Here is a 17,741-nt window from a genome sequence, read left to right as displayed (position 1 = left end):
TTGCCTCTGAGGGAGCCGCTACACTTGCCTGGCTCTCCGAGTGACGGACGTCCGCGCCGGCATGATTGACCCGCTTCGGCCTCGTCTGCGGTTCGCACATCGCCGGAACGGGAGCGAAGCGGCTGCACGACCGGTTGCCGGGGCATCGAGAGGCGCCACATGAGGTTCAATCTGGCGATCTTGAGCGTGCTGGCCGCAAGACCCGAGCAACGGATTCCGCTTGAAGAGGTCAGCCGCGAAGTCAAGCGGATGATCGCCGCGGGCGATGCAGCCACGAAGCTGAAGCGATCGTCAGAGCTTGGCGACGCCGACGTCTTCCAATCCGGATGGGCCTCGATCAATGAGGCCGGGCTGCAGATCACGGACTCCGGCCTGGTGCTATGGCGCTCGCTTGAAGCATCCCGCGTCGAACAGGAACTCAGCGAGCAGGAGCTCGGCGAGGAGAACCTCAACGAGCAGGAGCCCGGCGAACGGCAAGCGGAGCCCGTGGAAACCGTTGCTGCCGACCCACGCGATGCGATCAGCGATGCCGTTGCCGAACGGTCCGACGCGATTGATCGGCAAGTCTCTCGCGTGATGGAAGAAGGCCTTGCCGATCGCACGACCTTGGGCACAAGCCGCGCAATGGCAGCACCCGACCCACCCGCGCGCGCGCCGATCATCCCCGAGCCGGCATTTGGCTCCATTCACGAGCCGGACCGAAACGTTTCCCGGCTCTCGCACCTTGTGAAACTCCTCGGCACCGGCATCCCGGGAGTTGCCCGGGCGCGGCGGCGGCGCTCGAAGGGCGACGTGCCGGATCGGAAAACGGCCAGGGGCGTCGGAGTGCCGGGGCTTGCCGTTGCATGCCTCAGCCTGATCTCGGTTGTTGCGTGCGTTGCCGCAGCGATTGCACTCGGCCAGATCACCTCGCTGAAGTCGGACAACGCCACGCTGCGGCGCGAGCTGATCCCGCTGAGGGAACGTCTCGTACGACTCGAACAGGACGCCGCGAAACGCGAAGCCGCCCAGCAGGACGAAGCGCAAGACAAGCTTGAGGCGGACAAGAAGGCCGCTGACGCCGGGAGCGAACAGGCTGCGCTCAACCTCTCGCGCGAGGAGATTCAGATCATAAGGGAGTACATCAAGGCTGCCCCTTCGGCCGGCGCAGATGCAACGATGATCAATGTCGGCGATCCCATCACCGGCGGAATGATCCCGCTGCCATCACCGTTGACGGCGAAGGTTCCGCGCCTCGTCGGTGCGAGGTTTGCGACCCGCAACGGCGCCATCATCATCAGCACACGAAACAGCCGCCGCGTCGATGCAGTGCTCACTGCGAACTAGATCATCCCGCACCGCAATCTTCAAGTTACTCGACAGCCGCGGCCGGCGAGATAAAATTCGAGGATTGTTAAGGTACCCTCGTAAATTGGGTTCGTTCTGCCAAATTTTGCTCGGTGATGCGCTCCGCTTAGCTGGTCTCCTTTTTTAGCCACGTGTACGCACGACGCTCGTACCATTCGACGGCACCAAGCTTCCTAATGGCAGCATTTACGGCATGAGGTTCGGCTTGGCGCAGCGAACATTCAATTTCAGCAAGAATTTTCTTTCGCGCGACGTCAATTTGATGCAGCCTAGCATACGAGGTGGCAACAGCGCCTCCGCATTCCAAGCTTGGATTTAGCTCCTGAGTTGCGAGAACAAAATTCTCCCTTGTAGATGCCAATCCGTGGCGAATAGCGTTCATTCGTGAACGCGCTTTGCCTTCTTTGTACGGGGCCCCGTGCTCTTAGGCGCGTTGCGCCGGTTCGCCTCGATCTGTTTTGCGTGGCCAAGTTCCATCCCGATCAGCTTGAGGAACGGTTTTTGGCGCGTGTCAATTACCTAGCCTCCAGGTCGGTGGAAATATTGCGTAGGCGCTTTTCCTTTGACGCGATCATGCTCTCGAGTGTTGCCAACGACGGAAGGGAAAGGATGAACGCCTCTCCCTCGATCGCATGCGGCCCAAAGCCTGCCGCTTCAAAATCTTTGGACGACTTCTCCTTGTGCTTCGGGTCCGCATAATACTTGTCTGCGTCGAGGTGACACGTCGCTTGCAAACCAGCGGCAGCGCCGGCCATGGCGGCTCCCGGATGCGTCTTCCGCGGCATCGATTCGACGGCCGGACGTTCCTTCAGACGCTTGAGGTAAGTATCCCCCGGCAAAGCCGGGGGCTTTAGGAATTGGGCCGCTCAAAGCGGCCGTGGGGACGCTAATGCGTCCCCGATTTTTGTTGGCCGCCTGAAGGCGGCCTTAGCGCCACATATTGAGTTGATCGAGGCGAGCATCTTCGGTCTCCTGGTTCCTGATGTATATTCTCTGATCACCGCTTCGTCTCGACCAACGGTCGAGACGAAGTATCCCCGAGCCCAGAAGTACTGCCCTATGAAGTTGCGCTTCCGCTCCCCGTAGACACGGGCCAGATGGATGGCGCTCTTGCCTTTGATGTACCCGATCACCTGCGAAACCGCGTATTTCGGCGGGATCGATATCATCATGTGAACATGGTCGGGCATCAGATGCCCCTCCTCGACCCGGCTCTCCTTCTGCATCGCCAATCTGCGGAAGACCTCCCCGAGATGCTGCCTCAGCTCGCCGTACAACGTCTTTCTGCGGCACTTGGGAATGAACACCACATGGTATTTGCAGTCCCACTTGCTGTGGCTTAGGCTCGCGTAATCGTCCATCGTGAAACTCCTTCTCGTGTGCGTGGTGGCTCACGAGTCGGTAGTTTCATCGATGGACGACTGCCTTAAATGTCAAACTTCTGCTGCCTCCCGGCAGAGCCGGGGGGCCTCCCTTGGTAGGCTAGACTAGCGCTTTGGCGCCAAAGCTGCTCGCAATTGCGCGCACTTGTCGTTATGGGAGATGGGCCCTCCCGCAACTTGCGATCATCGTGCCATACGATTTCAAATGCTAATGGCCGGACTCAGTTGGAAGCGGTTTCGTTATCTCGCACGGCTCGGCATCGCGTTTGTGCTTCGATGCCCATGCGACAAACGGGTAGGCCAGAAGAGCCGGGTAACTTGAGGCATCGGATTATCGACGCCAAACGTCTTCGGCCTCTGCCCCTTCGGAAGATAGACGCTTCCAAACAGCCAATCGTAGAACGAGATCATCCCGGCAAAGTTCTTGTCCCTGGCTTCCTTCTCGCTGCTGTGGTGCCAATGATGAAATTCCGGCGATACCATGAGGTAGCGCAGCGGGCCGTAGTTCAAGCGTACGTTGGCGTGAACGAGATAGGCCTGCCAGTAGTAGACGAGGAAGTAAGTCCCGATCGCTTCCGTGGAGAAGCCAAGCACAAAGAGCGGAAACAGCGAGCCGGCCTTCATGAATATCACATCAAGCGGATGCTGATGAACGGCAGCGAGCCAGTCCAGTTCTTCAACAGCGTGATGAACGGCATGGATCTGCCACATGGCGGGCACGGCATGAAGGATGCGGTGGGTCCAGTAGACCCCGAGATCCCCGATCAAGATCACGAGGACCACTTGCACCAGATAGGGAAGACCGGCGATCGCCTGCTTCAGTGCCGACGGCATCGATTGATTGACCAGAATGGCCACCGTGACGATAACGATCACGCCGACCATGATCAGCACCCGTTGACAAACTGGAAGGCCATATCGGTCAGCACGCCACGTCTGAAAAGTTTCTGTGGCCTCGCAGCAAACAATCGCTCGACCGGAACGAAGATCAAAAGGGTCAGCAAAAACTCGCTCAATCCAAATAGCTCATCCATGCAAATGGCCGCCTCGGAAATGGCGGCAGTCTACCACTTGCCTCCCAATTCGCCAATTGTGCTCCAATCGGCGAAGTGCTGGGTTCAGTTCGTGCCGGCGATGAGGAGTAGGTTGTTCAGTACGGGCGTAGAGCAGAAGGCCACGACGAGGGCCACGTTGTAGAGGTTCTTGCTGCGCCAAAGCAGCCACGTCACGAGAAGCGTTAGACTCAGCTTGGGAATAAGCCACCACGCGCCGAGCCAGCTCTGCGCCAACCTCATGAACGGGTTCAGTTCGCCCATTCCAAGATCCAGGATCACATTCGTCGTCACGAGGTCGGCGCAACCCAGCAACAAGCAGGACAGCAACAGGAGCGCTTTGACCCGATTCACTTTTAGGCCTTCGATGCTGAAGATGCCTGGCTTGGTCATTTCAATGGATCCTGAAGCAATCGCGGAGTTGAAAGAATCGGCGAGGACGCAATTGGAGGATGCCTAAGCCAAAGAGCTTTATATTTTCCCAAGCTTCGGCTGATGCGCTCAAGGGCTGGGTGGCTTGAATGGCGCCCCTCGAGATTGTCCCCGCCCCAAAGGGCCGGTTTGGCGGACCGATTGCGTGGCTGAGGCAAGATGGAACAAAATAGGAACAATCGGACCAATTTCAAGCTTGTCTTCCTGCAGGCTCGTCGCTGTGAACAGCAGTCAAACAGGCATGGTTAACGTCGGTGATTCAGGTTTCCTGCAGATTGGATGAAGGCTGCGCGTCGCGCATCCCCTTCGTGTACCAAACAGGATGAGGTCAAAAACGCGCAGGAAATCCCGCAAAAATCACGGCTTGCACTCCCTCAAGGTTTAAGGAAATATGAGTGTTTCAGCATCCGGAAGACGGATGCCTTCTATCTTTTGTTCGTTCTTTTATTGGCAATTGGATTTCCGCTGGCAAAGCCGAAGGGGCTGCCTACCGACCCAAGACGACATTGAATCGACGAGTCATTCTTCATGTCGAGTGAGATCGCAAACGCCGTTTTTCTAGCGGCGCTGTTTCTAGGTGTCATCTACGGCAGTCGCATCTTGGAGACAAGGTGGCCCATTGCGGACGTCCCCTACTCCGAGTTTCGTGATGACTGGTTCGCGGTGATTGTGAGCGTCGGATTAGCAAGTTTGCTCGCTCCGATCGCAGCGATCATTGCAGGCAAGATAGCTAGCTACACCGGCGTCGGCTGGATTGTGTTACCGACCGAAGGTTACTGGTGGTACGCCTCTCTTGCGTTCGTTGTAGTGGCGATGGATCTCTACAAATACACATTCCATCGTCTCCAGCACGCCATCCCGTTCCTTTGGTCGATGCATTCGTTCCATCACAGCGCGAACTCCGTTACGTTCATCACCGGCGCCAGACATTATTGGCTCGAGCGAGTGCTGGCTGACGCCTTTCTTCCAATCCTGGCGATCTTGCTTCGGGTCCCGCCAGACATGGCAATCGCGGCGGCGTTTATCTTCTTTATTCCCGACGCTTGTGCGCATCTGAACGTGCGCATCCCGCTCGGCCGGTTTGTGACCTGGATCAACAACCCGCAATGGCATCGGATCCATCACTCGGTCCGGATCGAGCATCGGGACAAGAACTTTGCCGCCTTCTTTCCGCTCTGGGACATTCTGTTCGGCACGGCGTATGTGCCGAAGCCTGACGAGTATCCCGCAACGGGCCTCGTGCCTGCCGAACAAGTGGACGTCGTCAATAGTGTGATCTGGCCAATCCGACATCTGCGGCATCGAGCGTCCAAGAATGAAGCGGCGACGACGGGACGATAGGCGCCACCTCGGCGGCAGGTCGCACCGTCGCAGCCTCCCCTCGTCCCCGACGTGCTGTCGCCGGAGCATGTGCTCGAGCTCTCCAGGCTTCGTGAATTTTCTCTGAGGCGGGCTTCGGGCCGCGCGACCCTGACGCGTCTGTCCGCAAGCGAAACAGCGGCCGCATCGGCGCAGTGCTGATGCCGAACTAGCTTCCCGCCACAGGACTTTGGCCGGCTCGACACGCCCGGCGGCCAGAGCGTTTTCGAGCGAAGTGGCCGCCGGTTCGCGTGAAGAAAACGCGTCAAAACAAGAATCTAGAGCCACTGATTCAATCAGAACCGAAGCTCTAGCATTTCCTGAATCCACGCGATGATGCTATCTTGAACGTGTTTTCCTTCGAGGATGAATTAACCATCCCGGCGATTTCGTTGCCTTTTCAATTTTCGATACCAGCGATTTTTACTCGCTAATTTGGCACCGCGTGCCGCGTCACAATTCAGAAACACCATGCATTTTGATGGTCAGGCAAACCTGCGAACGATATCCGCACCTGCGCTGCGTTTTGCGCCCGTGATCTATCCAGCGGCGCTGTTCCTCTCCGCGCTGTTGCTGTTTGCGATCGAACCGATGTTCGCCAAGATGGTGCTACCTCGGCTTGGCGGTGCCGCAGCCATCTGGTCCGTTGCAATGGTCTTCTTCCAGTCGGCGCTGCTTCTGGGCTACGCCTACGCCCATTTGCTCAGCCGCACGTTGTCGCCGGGACCATCGGCTCTCGTTCATCTGGCGCTGCTGGTAATTGCCGCCGCGACATTGCCGGTCGGCATCGCTCAAGGCTTCGAAACAGCGCCACAGCAAGGGCTCGAACTTTGGCTACTGGCATTGTTCGCCGCCTCGATCGGGTTGCCGTTCGTCGCGCTCGCCGCGACCGCTCCGCTGCTGCAAAACTGGTTCGCGGTGAGCGGTCATCCGCAGGCTGCCAATCCCTACCTTCTGTATGCAGCGTCTAATTTGGGCTCGTTCGTCGCGCTCATGACCTATCCATTTGTTGTCGAACCGCTGTTGACGTTGCGGACACAGATTCAGATGTGGTCGCTCGGCTACTTTCTTTTGACGTTGCTGATCGTCGCCGCGGCGATCATCGTCGCCGGCGCGGGCAAGCGTTCGATCAACCAAGGAACCGCCACCGCCACCACGGCCACTGAACGGGCGATGTGGACCATGCTGGCCGCGATCCCGGCGGGCCTCGTGATCGCCGTCACGGCAGCGATCTCGGTCGACCTGACGCCAGCGCCATTCCTCTGGGTCGTACCGCTGTCACTCTACCTTCTGACCTTCGTGGCGATCTTCCGCGAGCGTGCCTGGGTGGCGCACACGAGCGTGCTGAAGCTGGTGCCGTTTGCTGCTGTGGCGTTCGTCGCAACCGCGTCGATCGTGGCGCGTCCGTATCTTGGCGTCCTGCTGGTGATGCATCTCGCGAGCTTCCTGGTGATCGCACTCGCTTGTCATGGCGAACTCTATCGCCGCCGGCCGGAGCCGGCGCGCCTGACGGAATTCTACCTATGGACCTCGTTCGGCGGCATGATTGGCGGAATCTTCGCCGGGTTGATCGCGCCGCACATATTTAACGGTGTCGCCGAGTATCCCATCCTGGTGCTGGCTGCGCTGCTGGCGATGCCCGGCGCATTCGACGGCGGGCCGCGCCGGATGTTGCGACAGAGTGGCCCCGGTCTGGCATTGGCCGCCCTGACCCTCGGCATGGTTTGGCTGCACGTTCGCATTCCGGCCAGCGCCGCGCGGCCGATCGACATCGGGATCATTCTGCTGGCCGGCGCGATGGTGCTGGTACGTCGGCAACCAGCCAGGTTCTTCGGCCTTGCGGTGCTCGCCTTCGCGATTGCCAGGCTCGATCCCCTGTTCGCCCCCATCGAGCAAGTCCGCAGCTTCTTCGGCGTGCATCGCGTGGTCGAGGACCACTCCGGGCAATATCGTATCCTGTTGCATGGAACGACCGCGCACGGCGCCGAGCGCGTGCGCAATGCGGATGGAACGCCGTTCAGCGGCCGGCCCGAACCGACCACATATTATTATTTCGGCGGGCCGATAGGCGACGCGATTGCTGCGGCTCGCCGTGCGCAAGGACGGCTGGCGCGCGTAGCGGCAGTTGGGCTCGGCACCGGCAGCCTCGCTTGCCATCGTCAGGACGGCGAGGAGTGGACATTCTTCGAGCTCGATCCGCAGGTGGTCCGGATCGCACGCGACCCCGCTCTGTTCCGCTTCCTGTCGGAATGCGGACCGGATATCCGCATGGTGCCCGGAGATGCGCGGCTGACTCTTGCGGCATCCGCGGAGCGCTACGACCTGATCGTGCTCGACGCGTTCTCTTCCGACGCGATTCCGGTGCACTTGATAACGCGAGAGGCGTTCGCTGGATATCTATCCCACCTCTCCGCTCACGGTGTCATCGTTCTGCACATCTCGAACCGGCACATGGCGCTGCGCGGACCCGCAGCCGCGGTCGGCAATGCCGAAGGTCTCGCTGTTTTTGCCAAGGCGCAGTTTCCGCCTGATATGACCGACGACGACATGCGCAGTCCAGCTGACGTGGTTGTGTTTGCCCGCAATGTAGGGGATCTCGGCGATCTACCCGAGCAGGGATGGACGCGCCTCGATCCCGGCACGCGGGCTGCATGGACTGATGACTACGCCAACATTCTCGGCGCCGTGCTCGACGCGAAACTCGGGCGCTGGGCCGGGCAGTGACCGACCACCTTGTCCGCGACGAGCCCGCGAGGTCGGGACCTGCAAGTCAACACAAGTCGCGGGGCCATCAGCCTACGGCTGATTGTTCGGCGGCCTCTCGATGAACTTCCGGCTGCCGTTGAGAAGCTCGAGGTTGTTGGCGATCACCGGATTGCCGGGATCAAGCGAATACGCCTTCTCGAACTTCTTCCGTGCCGCGCTCAGATTGCCGCGCAGCATGTAGGAATAGCCCTGATCGTTGAGGATCTGAACGGTCTCGCCGCCGATCCGGATCGCTGACGCATAGGCCTGATCGGCGAGATCGAAGCGGCGGATCCGATCATAGCTCGCCGCGAGCCCGACCCAGGCCGTCACGTCCTTCGGCGATTTCTCGACGGCGTCCTTGAAATAGCGCTGCGCTATACCGTAGTTGCCGCGGTTGAAATGCTCCAGCCCCAGCCGCACCGGCTCGTCGGAGGGATAGTATTTGACGTCGGTCGGCTCCTGCACGGGGTCGCCACCCGGCGGATCCACCGGCGCGACGATCGCGGCTTCCCGCGTCGTATAGTCACAAGCGGCGAGGCCCACCGCAAGCCAGCAGCAGGCGAGCGCCGGAATGAGACGCCGCAATCCTCGTCCCATACCCCAGCTTCGGCGACTTCCCTGCGTCATCAGACAAACCATCGTGAAACTACCTAAGAGAAACAGACGGCGCGACCGAACACTGCCTGCGCCCAGAACCCAACGTCACAGCCTTGCTTCCAAACTCTCCGTCCCAGGAGACGGACGCATCTGAGCGGCTGAACCTTCAGCTGGTTACTTGCCCCCAACCCCGACGGCCACCGAGCCACCGGTCCCCGCGCCCAATCCAGTCGTGTTGACATTCTGAATTGTGGTGACCGGCGGCGCCTGGCCCATCGCCTTCGTCGGATCGCCCATGTCGGGCAGCTGATCGACCGGGCGTGCCGTGGTGCCGTAGCGCTTCACAGCCTCACCAGTGCGCCGCGCGTCATACGCGATCCTGCGATCGCCGACATAGGCCGGCCATGGATGGATCGTGTGGGTGGCGGCGTTGACCTCTTTGGCGTTGCCGGCGCTCATCGTGATGGTGTCGGAACGCTGGACGTAGCGGTCCATCTCGTCATGCCCGTACACGCCGTAGCAGCCGCCGAGCAGAACGGGAGCGAGCAAAGCCAGATATCTGATCGTCATCACTCGCCTCCTCTAGTTCAGGGTCTTCACGACCGGCTGGTCGACAACGACCGCCGGTGGCGGAGGCCGTACGACCGCATTTGGCGCGATGATGTGGCCATACGGTCCCTTCACCTCGCCGCCGGAATTGACGTAGTCGTCGTAACGCTTGCGAACTTCCATCTGGCCATTGAGGAAGAAATCGACGTCGTTGGCCGGCAGCCGGGAGTCGAGCGGCGATGCCAGTTGCTGGCCGGGCGCCGCCGGCGCAACCAGGCGCGGCGTGACGATGATGACCAGGTCGGTTTCCTCCTGCTGGTACGACTTGCTGCTGAACAAGGTTCCAATCACGGGCACCGAGCCGATCCAAGGCAATTGCGAGACGTCCTGCCGGTTGCGGGTCTGCAGCAGGCCGGCGATGGCAAAGCTCTGGCCGTCGCGCAGCTCAACCGTGGTGCGCGCGTCGCGGCGGGTCAGTGACGGAACGGTGGTGCCCTGGATCGACACCGCATTGGCGAAATCGAGCTCGCTGACCGAGGGCTCGACCCGGAGGTTGATCACACCGCGCGAGAGCACGGTGGGGACGAAGGCCAATTCGACGCCGAACTTCTTGTATTCGATCGACACGGTCGGAAAGCCGGCTGCCGACTGCGTCGGGATGGGCACCGGAAATTCGCCGCCGGCCAGGAAGCGCGCGGCGTCGCCGGAAAGCGTGGTCAGGTTCGGCTCCGCCAGCCGGCGCGCCAGTCCCTTTGTTTCCAGTGCCGTAATCAAGAGGTCGACCGAACTGCCGTTGCTGGTCCGCAAGATGCTCGTCAGCAGGCTTCCGAACGGGGGCGGAGCTACGCCGCCGGCGGAACCTATGAGCGTGCCTGCCGTAGCAAGCACAGGAAGGCTGCCTGTGGGCGGAGAACCAACAGCACTCCCACCGGTGCCCAAGGGGCCAGTGTTGGTATTGATACCACCAATGGGAGTCCGGCCCGCGGCCACGACTCCGCCCTGCCCCGAAATGCCAACATTGGTCCCATTGGCGTTGGCCGCCATAAGGTTCACGCCGAGGTCCCGCCCCGCCTGCCGGGAGACCTCGAGGAAGCGCACCTCGAGCATCACCTGCTGCGGCGCTGCAACGCTCATCGCATTGACGACGATGCCCCCCTCGGGAACGCTGCCTTTGGCGATCGCCAGCGCCTTCTCCGCGGCGACCGCATCGGCAGCCATTCCGCTCAGCACGACCTGGCCTTCAGACGCAGAGACACGAATGCCGCGCGTACCTGTGCCTGACGAGATGTTCTGCTGCAGATTGCCGATATCGAGGGTCACCTCGACATCGAGAATGCCGATCTGCTTCATCGAGCTGTCGAACAGGATGACGTTGGTGGTCCCGGTCTTCTTGCCCTGGACGTAGATCAGGTGATCGCTCAGCGACTTCACGTCGACGATGTCGGGCGAGCCGGCCACGATGGTCGAAAAGGCCGAGTCGACCCTGAAGGTGCGTGACTTGTTGAGGGTCACCTTGACCCGCTGGACGTCCGTCATCTCGCTGACGAAGACGCTGCCCGAGGAGACCCGCCGCTGCTCTGCTGCCGACACGTGACCGGCCGAACTAAACACGGCAAGCGCGCCACCGAGGGCGGCTACGCCCAAGGTTAGGAAGTTACGTCCCGCGCTACCCCATACGCGACCGCCACTCATTCGAATCCCCTTCGCCACTGCTGTCGCAGCTATCCGTAAATCTACGGCTCCCCGGCGTCCTCACTAGTCTCCTTCGTGCACCACGCCGTAGAGCTTACAATTTGTCGGATTACAAATAGTTACTTGCGAATTTCCATTCCCTGGCAGGCTCGAGCTGGTCACTAGCCAGCTGGATCGAGCAATGTCCCGGCGCCAGGCCGCAAATGGCGGCATCTGGATCATCCCCCGCTGCGCGCCTTGATTGCAAGGAAAGAGCTTCGGCAAGATGTGGCAACGCCGGATAAAATTTCCCGATGTTGCCACCATGCACCACTTTCGTAGCTTGCCTGGACCACTCGCTGGCCGGCCCAACGGGCAGAGGCCCTCCTGGCGGCTGTCGCTCCAGCAAAGCCCCCCTGCCAACCCCGACGAATCGGGCTTCCTCAGAATGGAATCTTGGTCGTTACGCTCGGCGCATTGAGCGTGGTGCCCCAGATTGGCATCAGCATGGTGAAGCTGGGCGAAGATGCGGTCACGACGAGCGGGCTGCTTGTCGTTGACGGGACGTTCAGCGTCGGCGTGAGACCGCCATAATACAGGAACGGCGCGACGGCCTGCTTTGCCGCAGTCGTCGGCAGCGGATCGCCGCTGCAGCTGGTCGGCTGATTCTTCTGGATGACGGCGTTGGTGTAGCAGCCGATCATGATCGTCCGCGCGCCTGCATTGGCGAGCGCACGCAGCGACTGTAGTGTGACCGCGTATCGCCCCAGATCAAAGACTGCGAAGATCAAGGTGAACAGCGGCACCGCGATCAGGCAGAACTCCAACGCTGCCACGCCGCGTTGATCGAGCCTCCTCATCACTGCACCAGCTGTACGTATTGCGGCGGATTCTTCGTCTGCACTTGGCTCGGGCAACCAGAACTGTCGAGAGTAGCATTGCCATTGAACGCGACCGATGCAGCGATCAACTGGCCGCAGCTTGTTCCATTGCCCATGCTGATCGTCGGATTACCCTGAAACGTCACCGTCGCGTTTGGCGCGTAAATGGTTCCTGTGAGGTTGATGTTACTATTTCCGCCAAATCGCACAGCCGCCGCTGAGGCGTCGTACATCGACATGTACTGGAATAAGCTGGCGGAAGCCTGAAGGGCTGCAGGAAGCGACGAAGCACTTGGGACAGTCGACGGCCCGGTAATGTTGATTACCGCATTCCCCTTGTTGTCGATTGTCGCTCCTGGCAGCAAAATGAAGGTTGCCGTACCCGAGATCGTGGGGGTTCCTGTGATTTTCAGAGTACCAGAGATGAAATATACCCCGGACAGAGGTATGGCCGTATTGCCCGTAATATGGAGGTTATTATTGGTACATTTGGTGGATGCATTAGCCGAGTTGTAAGCGACGAGCGACGATCCACTGCATGTCGTCAGACCGCATGTGGCGGGGAGAGAGGGGTTCGCTCCACACAACGTGGTGAGGGCGCCATCGAGGGCGGTGTAGGGGTTTTTAACCGGCTGCTGATAAAGGAAAGCCTTGTTGCAGAACGTTGTACTCCCCGTGCAACCGCCCGCAGCAGACAACGGGCCGGTGAGCGTCATGCCGCCGCCCGTGAAGTCTATTGCGTTTTTGGCCGTACTGTCCGAAAACATGCCGCAGTTCTGCGCATTGATATTGGGACTCCCTTGGAAACTCAGAGAGCCCGACAAAGCCAGCACGCATGGTGGATTTGCCGCCAGACTATTAATTTTGGCGACGGCAATTGCGCCGATCGTTACAGTGGAAGTCCCAACCATTTTTGCCAGATAGGTCGGCTGCGTCTGGCTGACAGTGGCCTGAACGTAGGTTCCGGCTGTGCCGCCCCATGAATTCAGCAAAGCGATCTGAACGTTCTGCGAGATTCCGTTCGGCAGGCTCGTTGCACATTTTGAGCCGACATAGTTCGTGTCACCCGAATTGCAGAATGTATTCTGCGCGGCGAACTGCTTGCCGCGAGTGATGAAAGTACCCGTCGTAGTGCAGGACGATCCGCAGGCCTGTTGCAGGGCGCCCGAATAGGCGGCCGCATCGGCGGCATTCTGCGCACGCTGCTGGGTGACGTACCAGGATCCCGCCTCGCCGCCGAGCGCGAGCACGCCGATCATGGGGATCATCGCGACGACGGTCGCGAATGCGGCCGATCCTCGGCGGCAACGGAGCACGTTACGCATGAGACACTCCTATTGAAACCGTTCGGTGTAAGGCAATGTATACGAACAGGTATTGGTATTGGTGCTGTTGCACAACGCCGTCCTCAACACGTACGGCGTCAGCGTGATGGTCGTGCTGTACGAATAGTATTTTGGTGACCCCGTGTTGCCACTGGCACACACGGCGCCACCGTCGCCGCAAATCACCTGGAAGTTCGTGATCGGGTAGCGGGAATCTGCCTTGGCGAGCGCGGCCGGCGCCCAGCTCGAGGTATCCGTCACATCTGATGGCGGCGAGTACTGGATGGATTGGCCGAACGCGCGCAGCGCGTCCCACGCCGATGCATATTTGTAGCCGGCGATCGCGAGATCGGAGAGCGGCAGAAGAACCAGCATGAGCAGGAACAGGTAGACGATCGGCATCTCGAACGCGACGGTGCCGCGTTGATCGGCGATCAGAGAACGCTTGGGGCTCACACGATTTTTCCTGCTGTGCATGGCCACTCACCAAACGTAGGGAATCAATCTCCAGCGCGATGCTTCGTAGCTGGAGTATTCAGGAAGATTGCGCCGAAGCACGTCTTCCTCGTAGAGGATCCGGCAGACCTGAATGCCGATGTGCAGGATCAGCAGAGCCACGGTCATCAGGCTCAAATGCTGCAACACGACCCCCAGGAACACGATCTCCTCCGACAGATAGAGCGGGTGCTTGATCCAGCGGTACGGACCGGTCTGCACCACCGAACGGGCCTGCGGCACCACACTGAAAGACCGCCCGAGATGCCGGATGGTGACGAGTATCATGACCATGCCGGTCAGCACGCAAACCGTCGAGGCCAGGTTCGGCAGTGCCCCCTCGGTCTTGGCAAAGAACGTGATGGTCCACGGCCAATAGGTGCCGACGAATGCCGCTATCCTCGGCAGCAGGCCTTCCGCCTGCGCCTTCGCCGGCGCCCGGGTCAGCACCAGCAGCGCCAGCAGCAGGTAAAACACCGCGAGACAAAGGCTCGACACCAGCGACGGCCAGGGATCGCCGGCCGACGTGCCGAGCTTGACTGTTACGGTCATTCCCAGGAGAAGGAACCACGCGCTGCCCAGCAACCGGGTTACCCGATCGTAAGCCAGGTTTGTCGACGACAGAGTCGTTGTACTTGTACTCATGGCTTACTTGCCGATGCTGCTGAATGTACGCATAAGGTGAAGGAACGGGCTTGCGCCCAGGATGATGAACATTGCCGGAAGCAGAAACAGCACCATCGGAACGGTGAGCTTGGCGCCCAGTTTGTGCGCCCTCTCTTCCAGCTTGGTGATGCGCTCCCGGCGCAAATCGGTCGCGATGCTGCGCAAGGCCTGACTCAACGGCGTGCCGTATTGCAGGCTTTGGCTGACCATGGTGCCGAAGCGACGCAGACCTTCCGACGTCAAGGCAAGCCTCTCGAATGCTTCGGCGCGGTTCGGCAGGACCCGGAGATCATCAAGCAGACCGCGCAACACCTGGGTGATGGCGGGATTGGTCTCCTTCATCTCGTCCGCCACGCGTTCCAGCGCGCTCTCCAGCCCCATGCCCGCTTCGCTGCAGACCACGAGCAGGTCGATGGTATCGGGCGTGCCCAGCCGGATCGCCGCATCGAAGCGACGCTTCATGACGAGCAGGATAAGACGCGGGCCCATGATTCCGAGTGCCAGCCCAAGGAACGTGAAGATCATCACGTCGGTGAACGGGTTTCCCAGAATCTGCGCGACGGAGAAAGCTGCGATCGGAAACAAGAACGTGCTGACCGTCTTGAAGCCGATCCAGATCGGCAGCACTCGATGATGGTTGAAACCTGACGATTGCAGGATGACCCGCAACTCGCCAAGGTTTTCCTGACCGTAGAAGCGCCGGTAACGCATGCCGAGCGCCGAAAGCCAGCCGATCAGATCCGTCGACGAGGTCGACCGGTCGGGGAGGCCCAGCACGGCGTTGGACACACGCGTGTCCAGCGCGCGGAGGTGGATCTCGCGGATGATCAGCAGGAATGTCGCAGCCATGGCTGCGACGGCGAGAGCCGCTAAACCGAGACCAGCCGTCATAGCGCCGTTTCCCTTCTGATCATCCAGCGGATCACGAAGTGCCCCATCACGACCGAACACGCCGCGTAGGCGAGCAGCATGTTTCCTTCCGGATCGAACAACAGCAAATCGATCGATTGCGGATTGATCCAGTAAAGCAGCCCGCCGACGATCAGCGGCGCCAACGTCAGCGCGCGCGATGAGAAGATGACCTCTCCCGCCAATGCCTTCGCACGCGCCGCCAGCGCGACCCGCTGCCCCACCGTCTCGCCGAGCGTCTGCAGCGTTTCCGCCAGACTGCCGCCGGTCTTCAGTTGCACCGCCAGGGTCACCGCAAACATTGCATATTCCGCTACCCCGGTTCGCTGATAGATCTCCTCCACGACTTCCTCAGGCGACCTGCCGAGATTCAATTCGCTGCAGACGATCGCAAACTGCCCGGATGTCGGTTGCGGCATCTCACGGGCGATGGTGCGAAACGCTTCGTTGACCGGCAATCCCGACCGGACGGTGCTCGTCACCAGCTGGACCGCGTCCGGAAGCTGCTGGAACAGTTGATTTGCGAAAAGCCGTCGCTGCCATCCGAACAGGCCGCGCACGACCAGGACGGCGACGACCGCAGCCGCAATCGCCGCATAGTGGCCAGGAAACCTCAGCAGCTGATTGACGTAGAGGACTGCTGCCGCTGACATGACCCCCGCAAGCAGCACGTAGACCGGACGCAGAAAGTACACAATATCGGGGCGGTAATTGGCAAAGCGATAGATCATGTTCCAGCGGGACGTCTTGGCAGCGCGACGGATCGATACCAGTGTTGCCGCCTCGGCCGCCGGCAGAGCAATCTCGAGCTGGCGGTCCATCCGCCTCTCGCGCTTGTCGAGCCGCAGGGTGTTCGCCGACGCAGCCAGCAGAAGCACCAGAACGATGATCAACGTCGTCGACATCAGATCTGCCTCATTGCCTCGGCCCACGCTCGATCAAGCCCGTAATAGACGAGGCGGCTCTTGAATTTCGGGACCGCGTTGGTGGACCTGTAGGTGCCCGATATCCGCCCGTGAACGTCCTCGTCCTTGTATTCGAACAGTGCAATGTCATTGGTGGTGATCACTTCGCCCTCCAGGCCGATCACCTCGCTGACTTGCACGATGCGGCGTTGTCCGTCTCGCATGCGCTCGACCTGCACGATGAGGTCCAGCGCGGCGACGATCTGCGACCGGATTGCGCGCGAGGGCAGATTGACCTGCCCCATCTGCACCATGTTTTCCACGCGGGTCAGGGCATCGCGCGCGCTGTTGGCGTGCACGGTGGAGATTGATCCGTCATGACCGGTGTTCATCGCCTGCAGCATGTCGAATGCCTCGGCGCCGCGCACCTCGCCCACCACGATGCGGTCGGGCCGCATGCGCAGTGCGTTCCACAGCAGGTCACGCTGCGTCACCTGCCCGGTGCCCTCAAGGCTCGGCGGCCGCGTCTCCAGGCTGATCACATGCGGCTGCTGCAGCTGCAGCTCCGCGGCGTCCTCGATCGTGACGATGCGCTCGCTGTGGTCGATAAACTGGCTCATCGCGTTAAGCAGCGTCGTCTTGCCTGAGCCGGTACCGCCCGAGACGAGAACATTGAGGCGGCAGCGGGATGCGATCTCCAGGAGCTGCCCGATTGCTGGTGTCATCGAGCCGTTCTCGATCATTCCAATGATATTCAAGCGCCGGCTTGGGAATTTCCGGATTGAGATGCAGGGGCTATGGACCGAGAGCGGCGGCAGAATGATGTTGACGCGGCTGCCGTCGTGGAGGCGGCAGTCCACCATGGGGCTTGACTCGTCGACGCGACGGCCGACCTGCGAGGCGATTTTCTGTGCGACGGCGGCGATATGATCATTGTCACGAAACCGGACCGCGACCCGCTCGAGCTTGCCGCTGCGCTCGACATAGACGTTGTTCGGCCCGTTGACCATGATATCGTTGATCGACTCGTCCAGCAGAAGCGGACGAAGCGGCCCGTAGCCCGTCATGTCGTCGGCGATTTCCTCCGCAAGGAAGAGCTGCTCGCGGCCCGACAGTTCCATCCGCTCCTGGTTGGCGATGCCGTGGATGATTTCCTCGATCTGCCGCCGCAGGATGTCGCGGGGCACGGTCGTGGCCACCGCCGGCTCGATCTGCTCGATCACCCGTTCACGTAGCGACGCCGACATCACCGGATGGAGCGAAGGCTCTTCATGCTTCGGCGGCGGTGCAAACAGGCTGGACGCCGGTGGCGCCATGCTCGGTTCCGCCGGCGGCAAAGCCGGCGCGACCGGCTGCGCGCCTGGTATCGGTGGCGGCGAGACCAGCACCGCACCAGCCATCCGCAGTGGCATTTCGTCTGCGC

17 protein-coding genes and 1 pseudogene are annotated in these 17,741 nt (G+C 60.7%); 3 read left to right on the top strand and 15 right to left on the bottom strand.

Going from position 1 to position 17,741, the window contains the following annotated elements:
- Positions 1–180 precede the first annotated feature (180 nt).
- Positions 181–1,326 (top strand): hypothetical protein, encoded by a 1,146-nt coding sequence (locus H8B02_RS02720; RefSeq protein WP_229164741.1) that lies wholly within the window; start codon positions 181–183, stop codon positions 1,324–1,326.
- Between the two features lie 536 nt (positions 1,327–1,862).
- On the opposite strand, the gene H8B02_RS02715 is transcribed toward H8B02_RS02720, so the two are convergent.
- From H8B02_RS02715 to H8B02_RS02695, 5 genes and pseudogenes are all read right to left on the bottom strand, one after another.
- Entirely contained in the window at positions 1,863–2,102 is a 240-nt protein-coding gene (locus H8B02_RS02715; protein WP_229164739.1) for a hypothetical protein, read from the bottom strand.
- A 172-nt stretch (positions 2,103–2,274) separates the two neighbouring features.
- Positions 2,275–2,708 (bottom strand): annotated as a pseudogene (tnpA, locus tag H8B02_RS02710) (IS200/IS605 family transposase).
- A 261-nt stretch (positions 2,709–2,969) separates the two neighbouring features.
- Positions 2,970–3,614 (bottom strand): sterol desaturase family protein, encoded by a 645-nt coding sequence (locus H8B02_RS02705; RefSeq protein WP_229164738.1) that lies wholly within the window; start codon positions 3,612–3,614, stop codon positions 2,970–2,972.
- A gap of 2 nt (positions 3,615–3,616) precedes the next feature.
- On the bottom strand, positions 3,617–3,763 hold the full coding sequence (locus tag H8B02_RS02700; protein ID WP_229164737.1) for a hypothetical protein: 147 nt from the start codon (positions 3,761–3,763) through the stop codon (positions 3,617–3,619).
- 84 nt (positions 3,764–3,847) lie between these two features.
- On the bottom strand, positions 3,848–4,174 hold the full coding sequence (locus H8B02_RS02695; protein ID WP_229164736.1) for a DUF5658 family protein: 327 nt from the start codon (positions 4,172–4,174) through the stop codon (positions 3,848–3,850).
- Positions 4,175–4,741: 567 nt separating this feature from the next.
- Between H8B02_RS02695 and H8B02_RS02690 the strand changes: the two genes are divergently transcribed.
- Both H8B02_RS02690 and H8B02_RS48365 read left to right on the top strand, forming a co-directional pair.
- Complete coding sequence (locus H8B02_RS02690) at positions 4,742–5,554, top strand: sterol desaturase family protein (RefSeq protein WP_212315395.1); 813 nt, start codon at positions 4,742–4,744, stop codon at positions 5,552–5,554.
- 552 nt (positions 5,555–6,106) lie between these two features.
- A complete protein-coding gene (locus H8B02_RS48365; RefSeq protein ID WP_229164735.1) occupies positions 6,107–8,296 on the top strand; it encodes a fused MFS/spermidine synthase in 2,190 nt (729 codons plus the stop codon).
- A 72-nt stretch (positions 8,297–8,368) separates the two neighbouring features.
- On the opposite strand, the gene H8B02_RS02680 is transcribed toward H8B02_RS48365, so the two are convergent.
- The 10 genes from H8B02_RS02680 to H8B02_RS02635 form a co-directional block, all read right to left on the bottom strand.
- Entirely contained in the window at positions 8,369–8,905 is a 537-nt protein-coding gene (locus H8B02_RS02680) for a tetratricopeptide repeat protein (protein WP_229164734.1), read from the bottom strand.
- 186 nt (positions 8,906–9,091) lie between these two features.
- The gene (locus tag H8B02_RS02675) at positions 9,092–9,487 is read right to left on the bottom strand and encodes a hypothetical protein (RefSeq protein WP_229164733.1); all 396 of its coding nucleotides are present in this window, start codon (positions 9,485–9,487) and stop codon (positions 9,092–9,094) included.
- Positions 9,488–9,499: 12 nt separating this feature from the next.
- A complete protein-coding gene (locus H8B02_RS02670; protein WP_229164732.1) occupies positions 9,500–11,158 on the bottom strand; it encodes a type II and III secretion system protein family protein in 1,659 nt (552 codons plus the stop codon).
- A gap of 422 nt (positions 11,159–11,580) precedes the next feature.
- Entirely contained in the window at positions 11,581–11,973 is a 393-nt protein-coding gene (locus tag H8B02_RS02665) for a TadE family protein (RefSeq protein WP_229164731.1), read from the bottom strand.
- 23 nt (positions 11,974–11,996) lie between these two features.
- A complete protein-coding gene (locus H8B02_RS02660) occupies positions 11,997–13,343 on the bottom strand; it encodes a pilus assembly protein TadG-related protein (RefSeq protein WP_229164730.1) in 1,347 nt (448 codons plus the stop codon).
- Between the two features lie 9 nt (positions 13,344–13,352).
- Complete coding sequence (locus H8B02_RS02655; RefSeq protein WP_229164729.1) at positions 13,353–13,799, bottom strand: hypothetical protein; 447 nt, start codon at positions 13,797–13,799, stop codon at positions 13,353–13,355.
- Positions 13,800–13,826: 27 nt separating this feature from the next.
- Positions 13,827–14,390 (bottom strand): methyltransferase family protein, encoded by a 564-nt coding sequence (locus H8B02_RS02650; RefSeq protein WP_229164728.1) that lies wholly within the window; start codon positions 14,388–14,390, stop codon positions 13,827–13,829.
- 96 nt (positions 14,391–14,486) lie between these two features.
- A complete protein-coding gene (locus H8B02_RS02645; protein ID WP_229164727.1) occupies positions 14,487–15,395 on the bottom strand; it encodes a type II secretion system F family protein in 909 nt (302 codons plus the stop codon).
- Positions 15,392–16,306 (bottom strand): type II secretion system F family protein, encoded by a 915-nt coding sequence (locus H8B02_RS02640; RefSeq protein WP_229164726.1) that lies wholly within the window; start codon positions 16,304–16,306, stop codon positions 15,392–15,394. Before H8B02_RS02640 ends, H8B02_RS02645 begins: the two co-directional genes overlap by 4 nt.
- An 11-nt stretch (positions 16,307–16,317) precedes the next feature.
- Positions 16,318–17,730 carry a TadA family conjugal transfer-associated ATPase gene (locus H8B02_RS02635; protein WP_229164725.1) on the bottom strand — a complete coding sequence of 471 codons (1,413 nt, stop codon included), beginning with the start codon at positions 17,728–17,730 and terminating at the stop codon, positions 16,318–16,320.
- Between the last annotated feature and the right edge of the window lie 11 nt (positions 17,731–17,741).

It is taken from the genome of Bradyrhizobium altum (assembly GCF_020889705.1).
Classification (GTDB): domain Bacteria; phylum Pseudomonadota; class Alphaproteobacteria; order Rhizobiales; family Xanthobacteraceae; genus Bradyrhizobium; species Bradyrhizobium altum.
The sequence above is the reverse complement of the archived record's forward strand: the minus strand, read 5'-3'. Positions and strand labels throughout refer to the sequence as shown.

Excerpts from the sequence above, each read along its gene's own strand:
- H8B02_RS02635 (WP_229164725.1), bottom strand. The coding sequence starts at position 17,730 with ATGCCACTGCGGATGGCTGGTGCGGTGCTGGTCTCGCCGCCACCGATA.
- H8B02_RS02645 (WP_229164727.1), bottom strand. The coding sequence starts at position 15,395 with ATGACGGCTGGTCTCGGTTTAGCGGCTCTCGCCGTCGCAGCCATGGCT.
- H8B02_RS02705 (WP_229164738.1), bottom strand. The coding sequence starts at position 3,614 with ATGGTCGGCGTGATCGTTATCGTCACGGTGGCCATTCTGGTCAATCAA.
- H8B02_RS02715 (WP_229164739.1), bottom strand. The coding sequence starts at position 2,102 with ATGGCCGGCGCTGCCGCTGGTTTGCAAGCGACGTGTCACCTCGACGCA.
- H8B02_RS02675 (WP_229164733.1), bottom strand. The coding sequence starts at position 9,487 with ATGACGATCAGATATCTGGCTTTGCTCGCTCCCGTTCTGCTCGGCGGC.
- H8B02_RS02670 (WP_229164732.1), bottom strand. The coding sequence starts at position 11,158 with ATGAGTGGCGGTCGCGTATGGGGTAGCGCGGGACGTAACTTCCTAACC.
- H8B02_RS02700 (WP_229164737.1), bottom strand. The coding sequence starts at position 3,763 with ATGGATGAGCTATTTGGATTGAGCGAGTTTTTGCTGACCCTTTTGATC.
- H8B02_RS02695 (WP_229164736.1), bottom strand. The coding sequence starts at position 4,174 with ATGACCAAGCCAGGCATCTTCAGCATCGAAGGCCTAAAAGTGAATCGG.
- H8B02_RS02650 (WP_229164728.1), bottom strand. The coding sequence starts at position 14,390 with ATGACCGTAACAGTCAAGCTCGGCACGTCGGCCGGCGATCCCTGGCCG.
- H8B02_RS02660 (WP_229164730.1), bottom strand. The coding sequence starts at position 13,343 with ATGCGTAACGTGCTCCGTTGCCGCCGAGGATCGGCCGCATTCGCGACC.
- H8B02_RS02690 (WP_212315395.1), top strand. The coding sequence starts at position 4,742 with ATGTCGAGTGAGATCGCAAACGCCGTTTTTCTAGCGGCGCTGTTTCTA.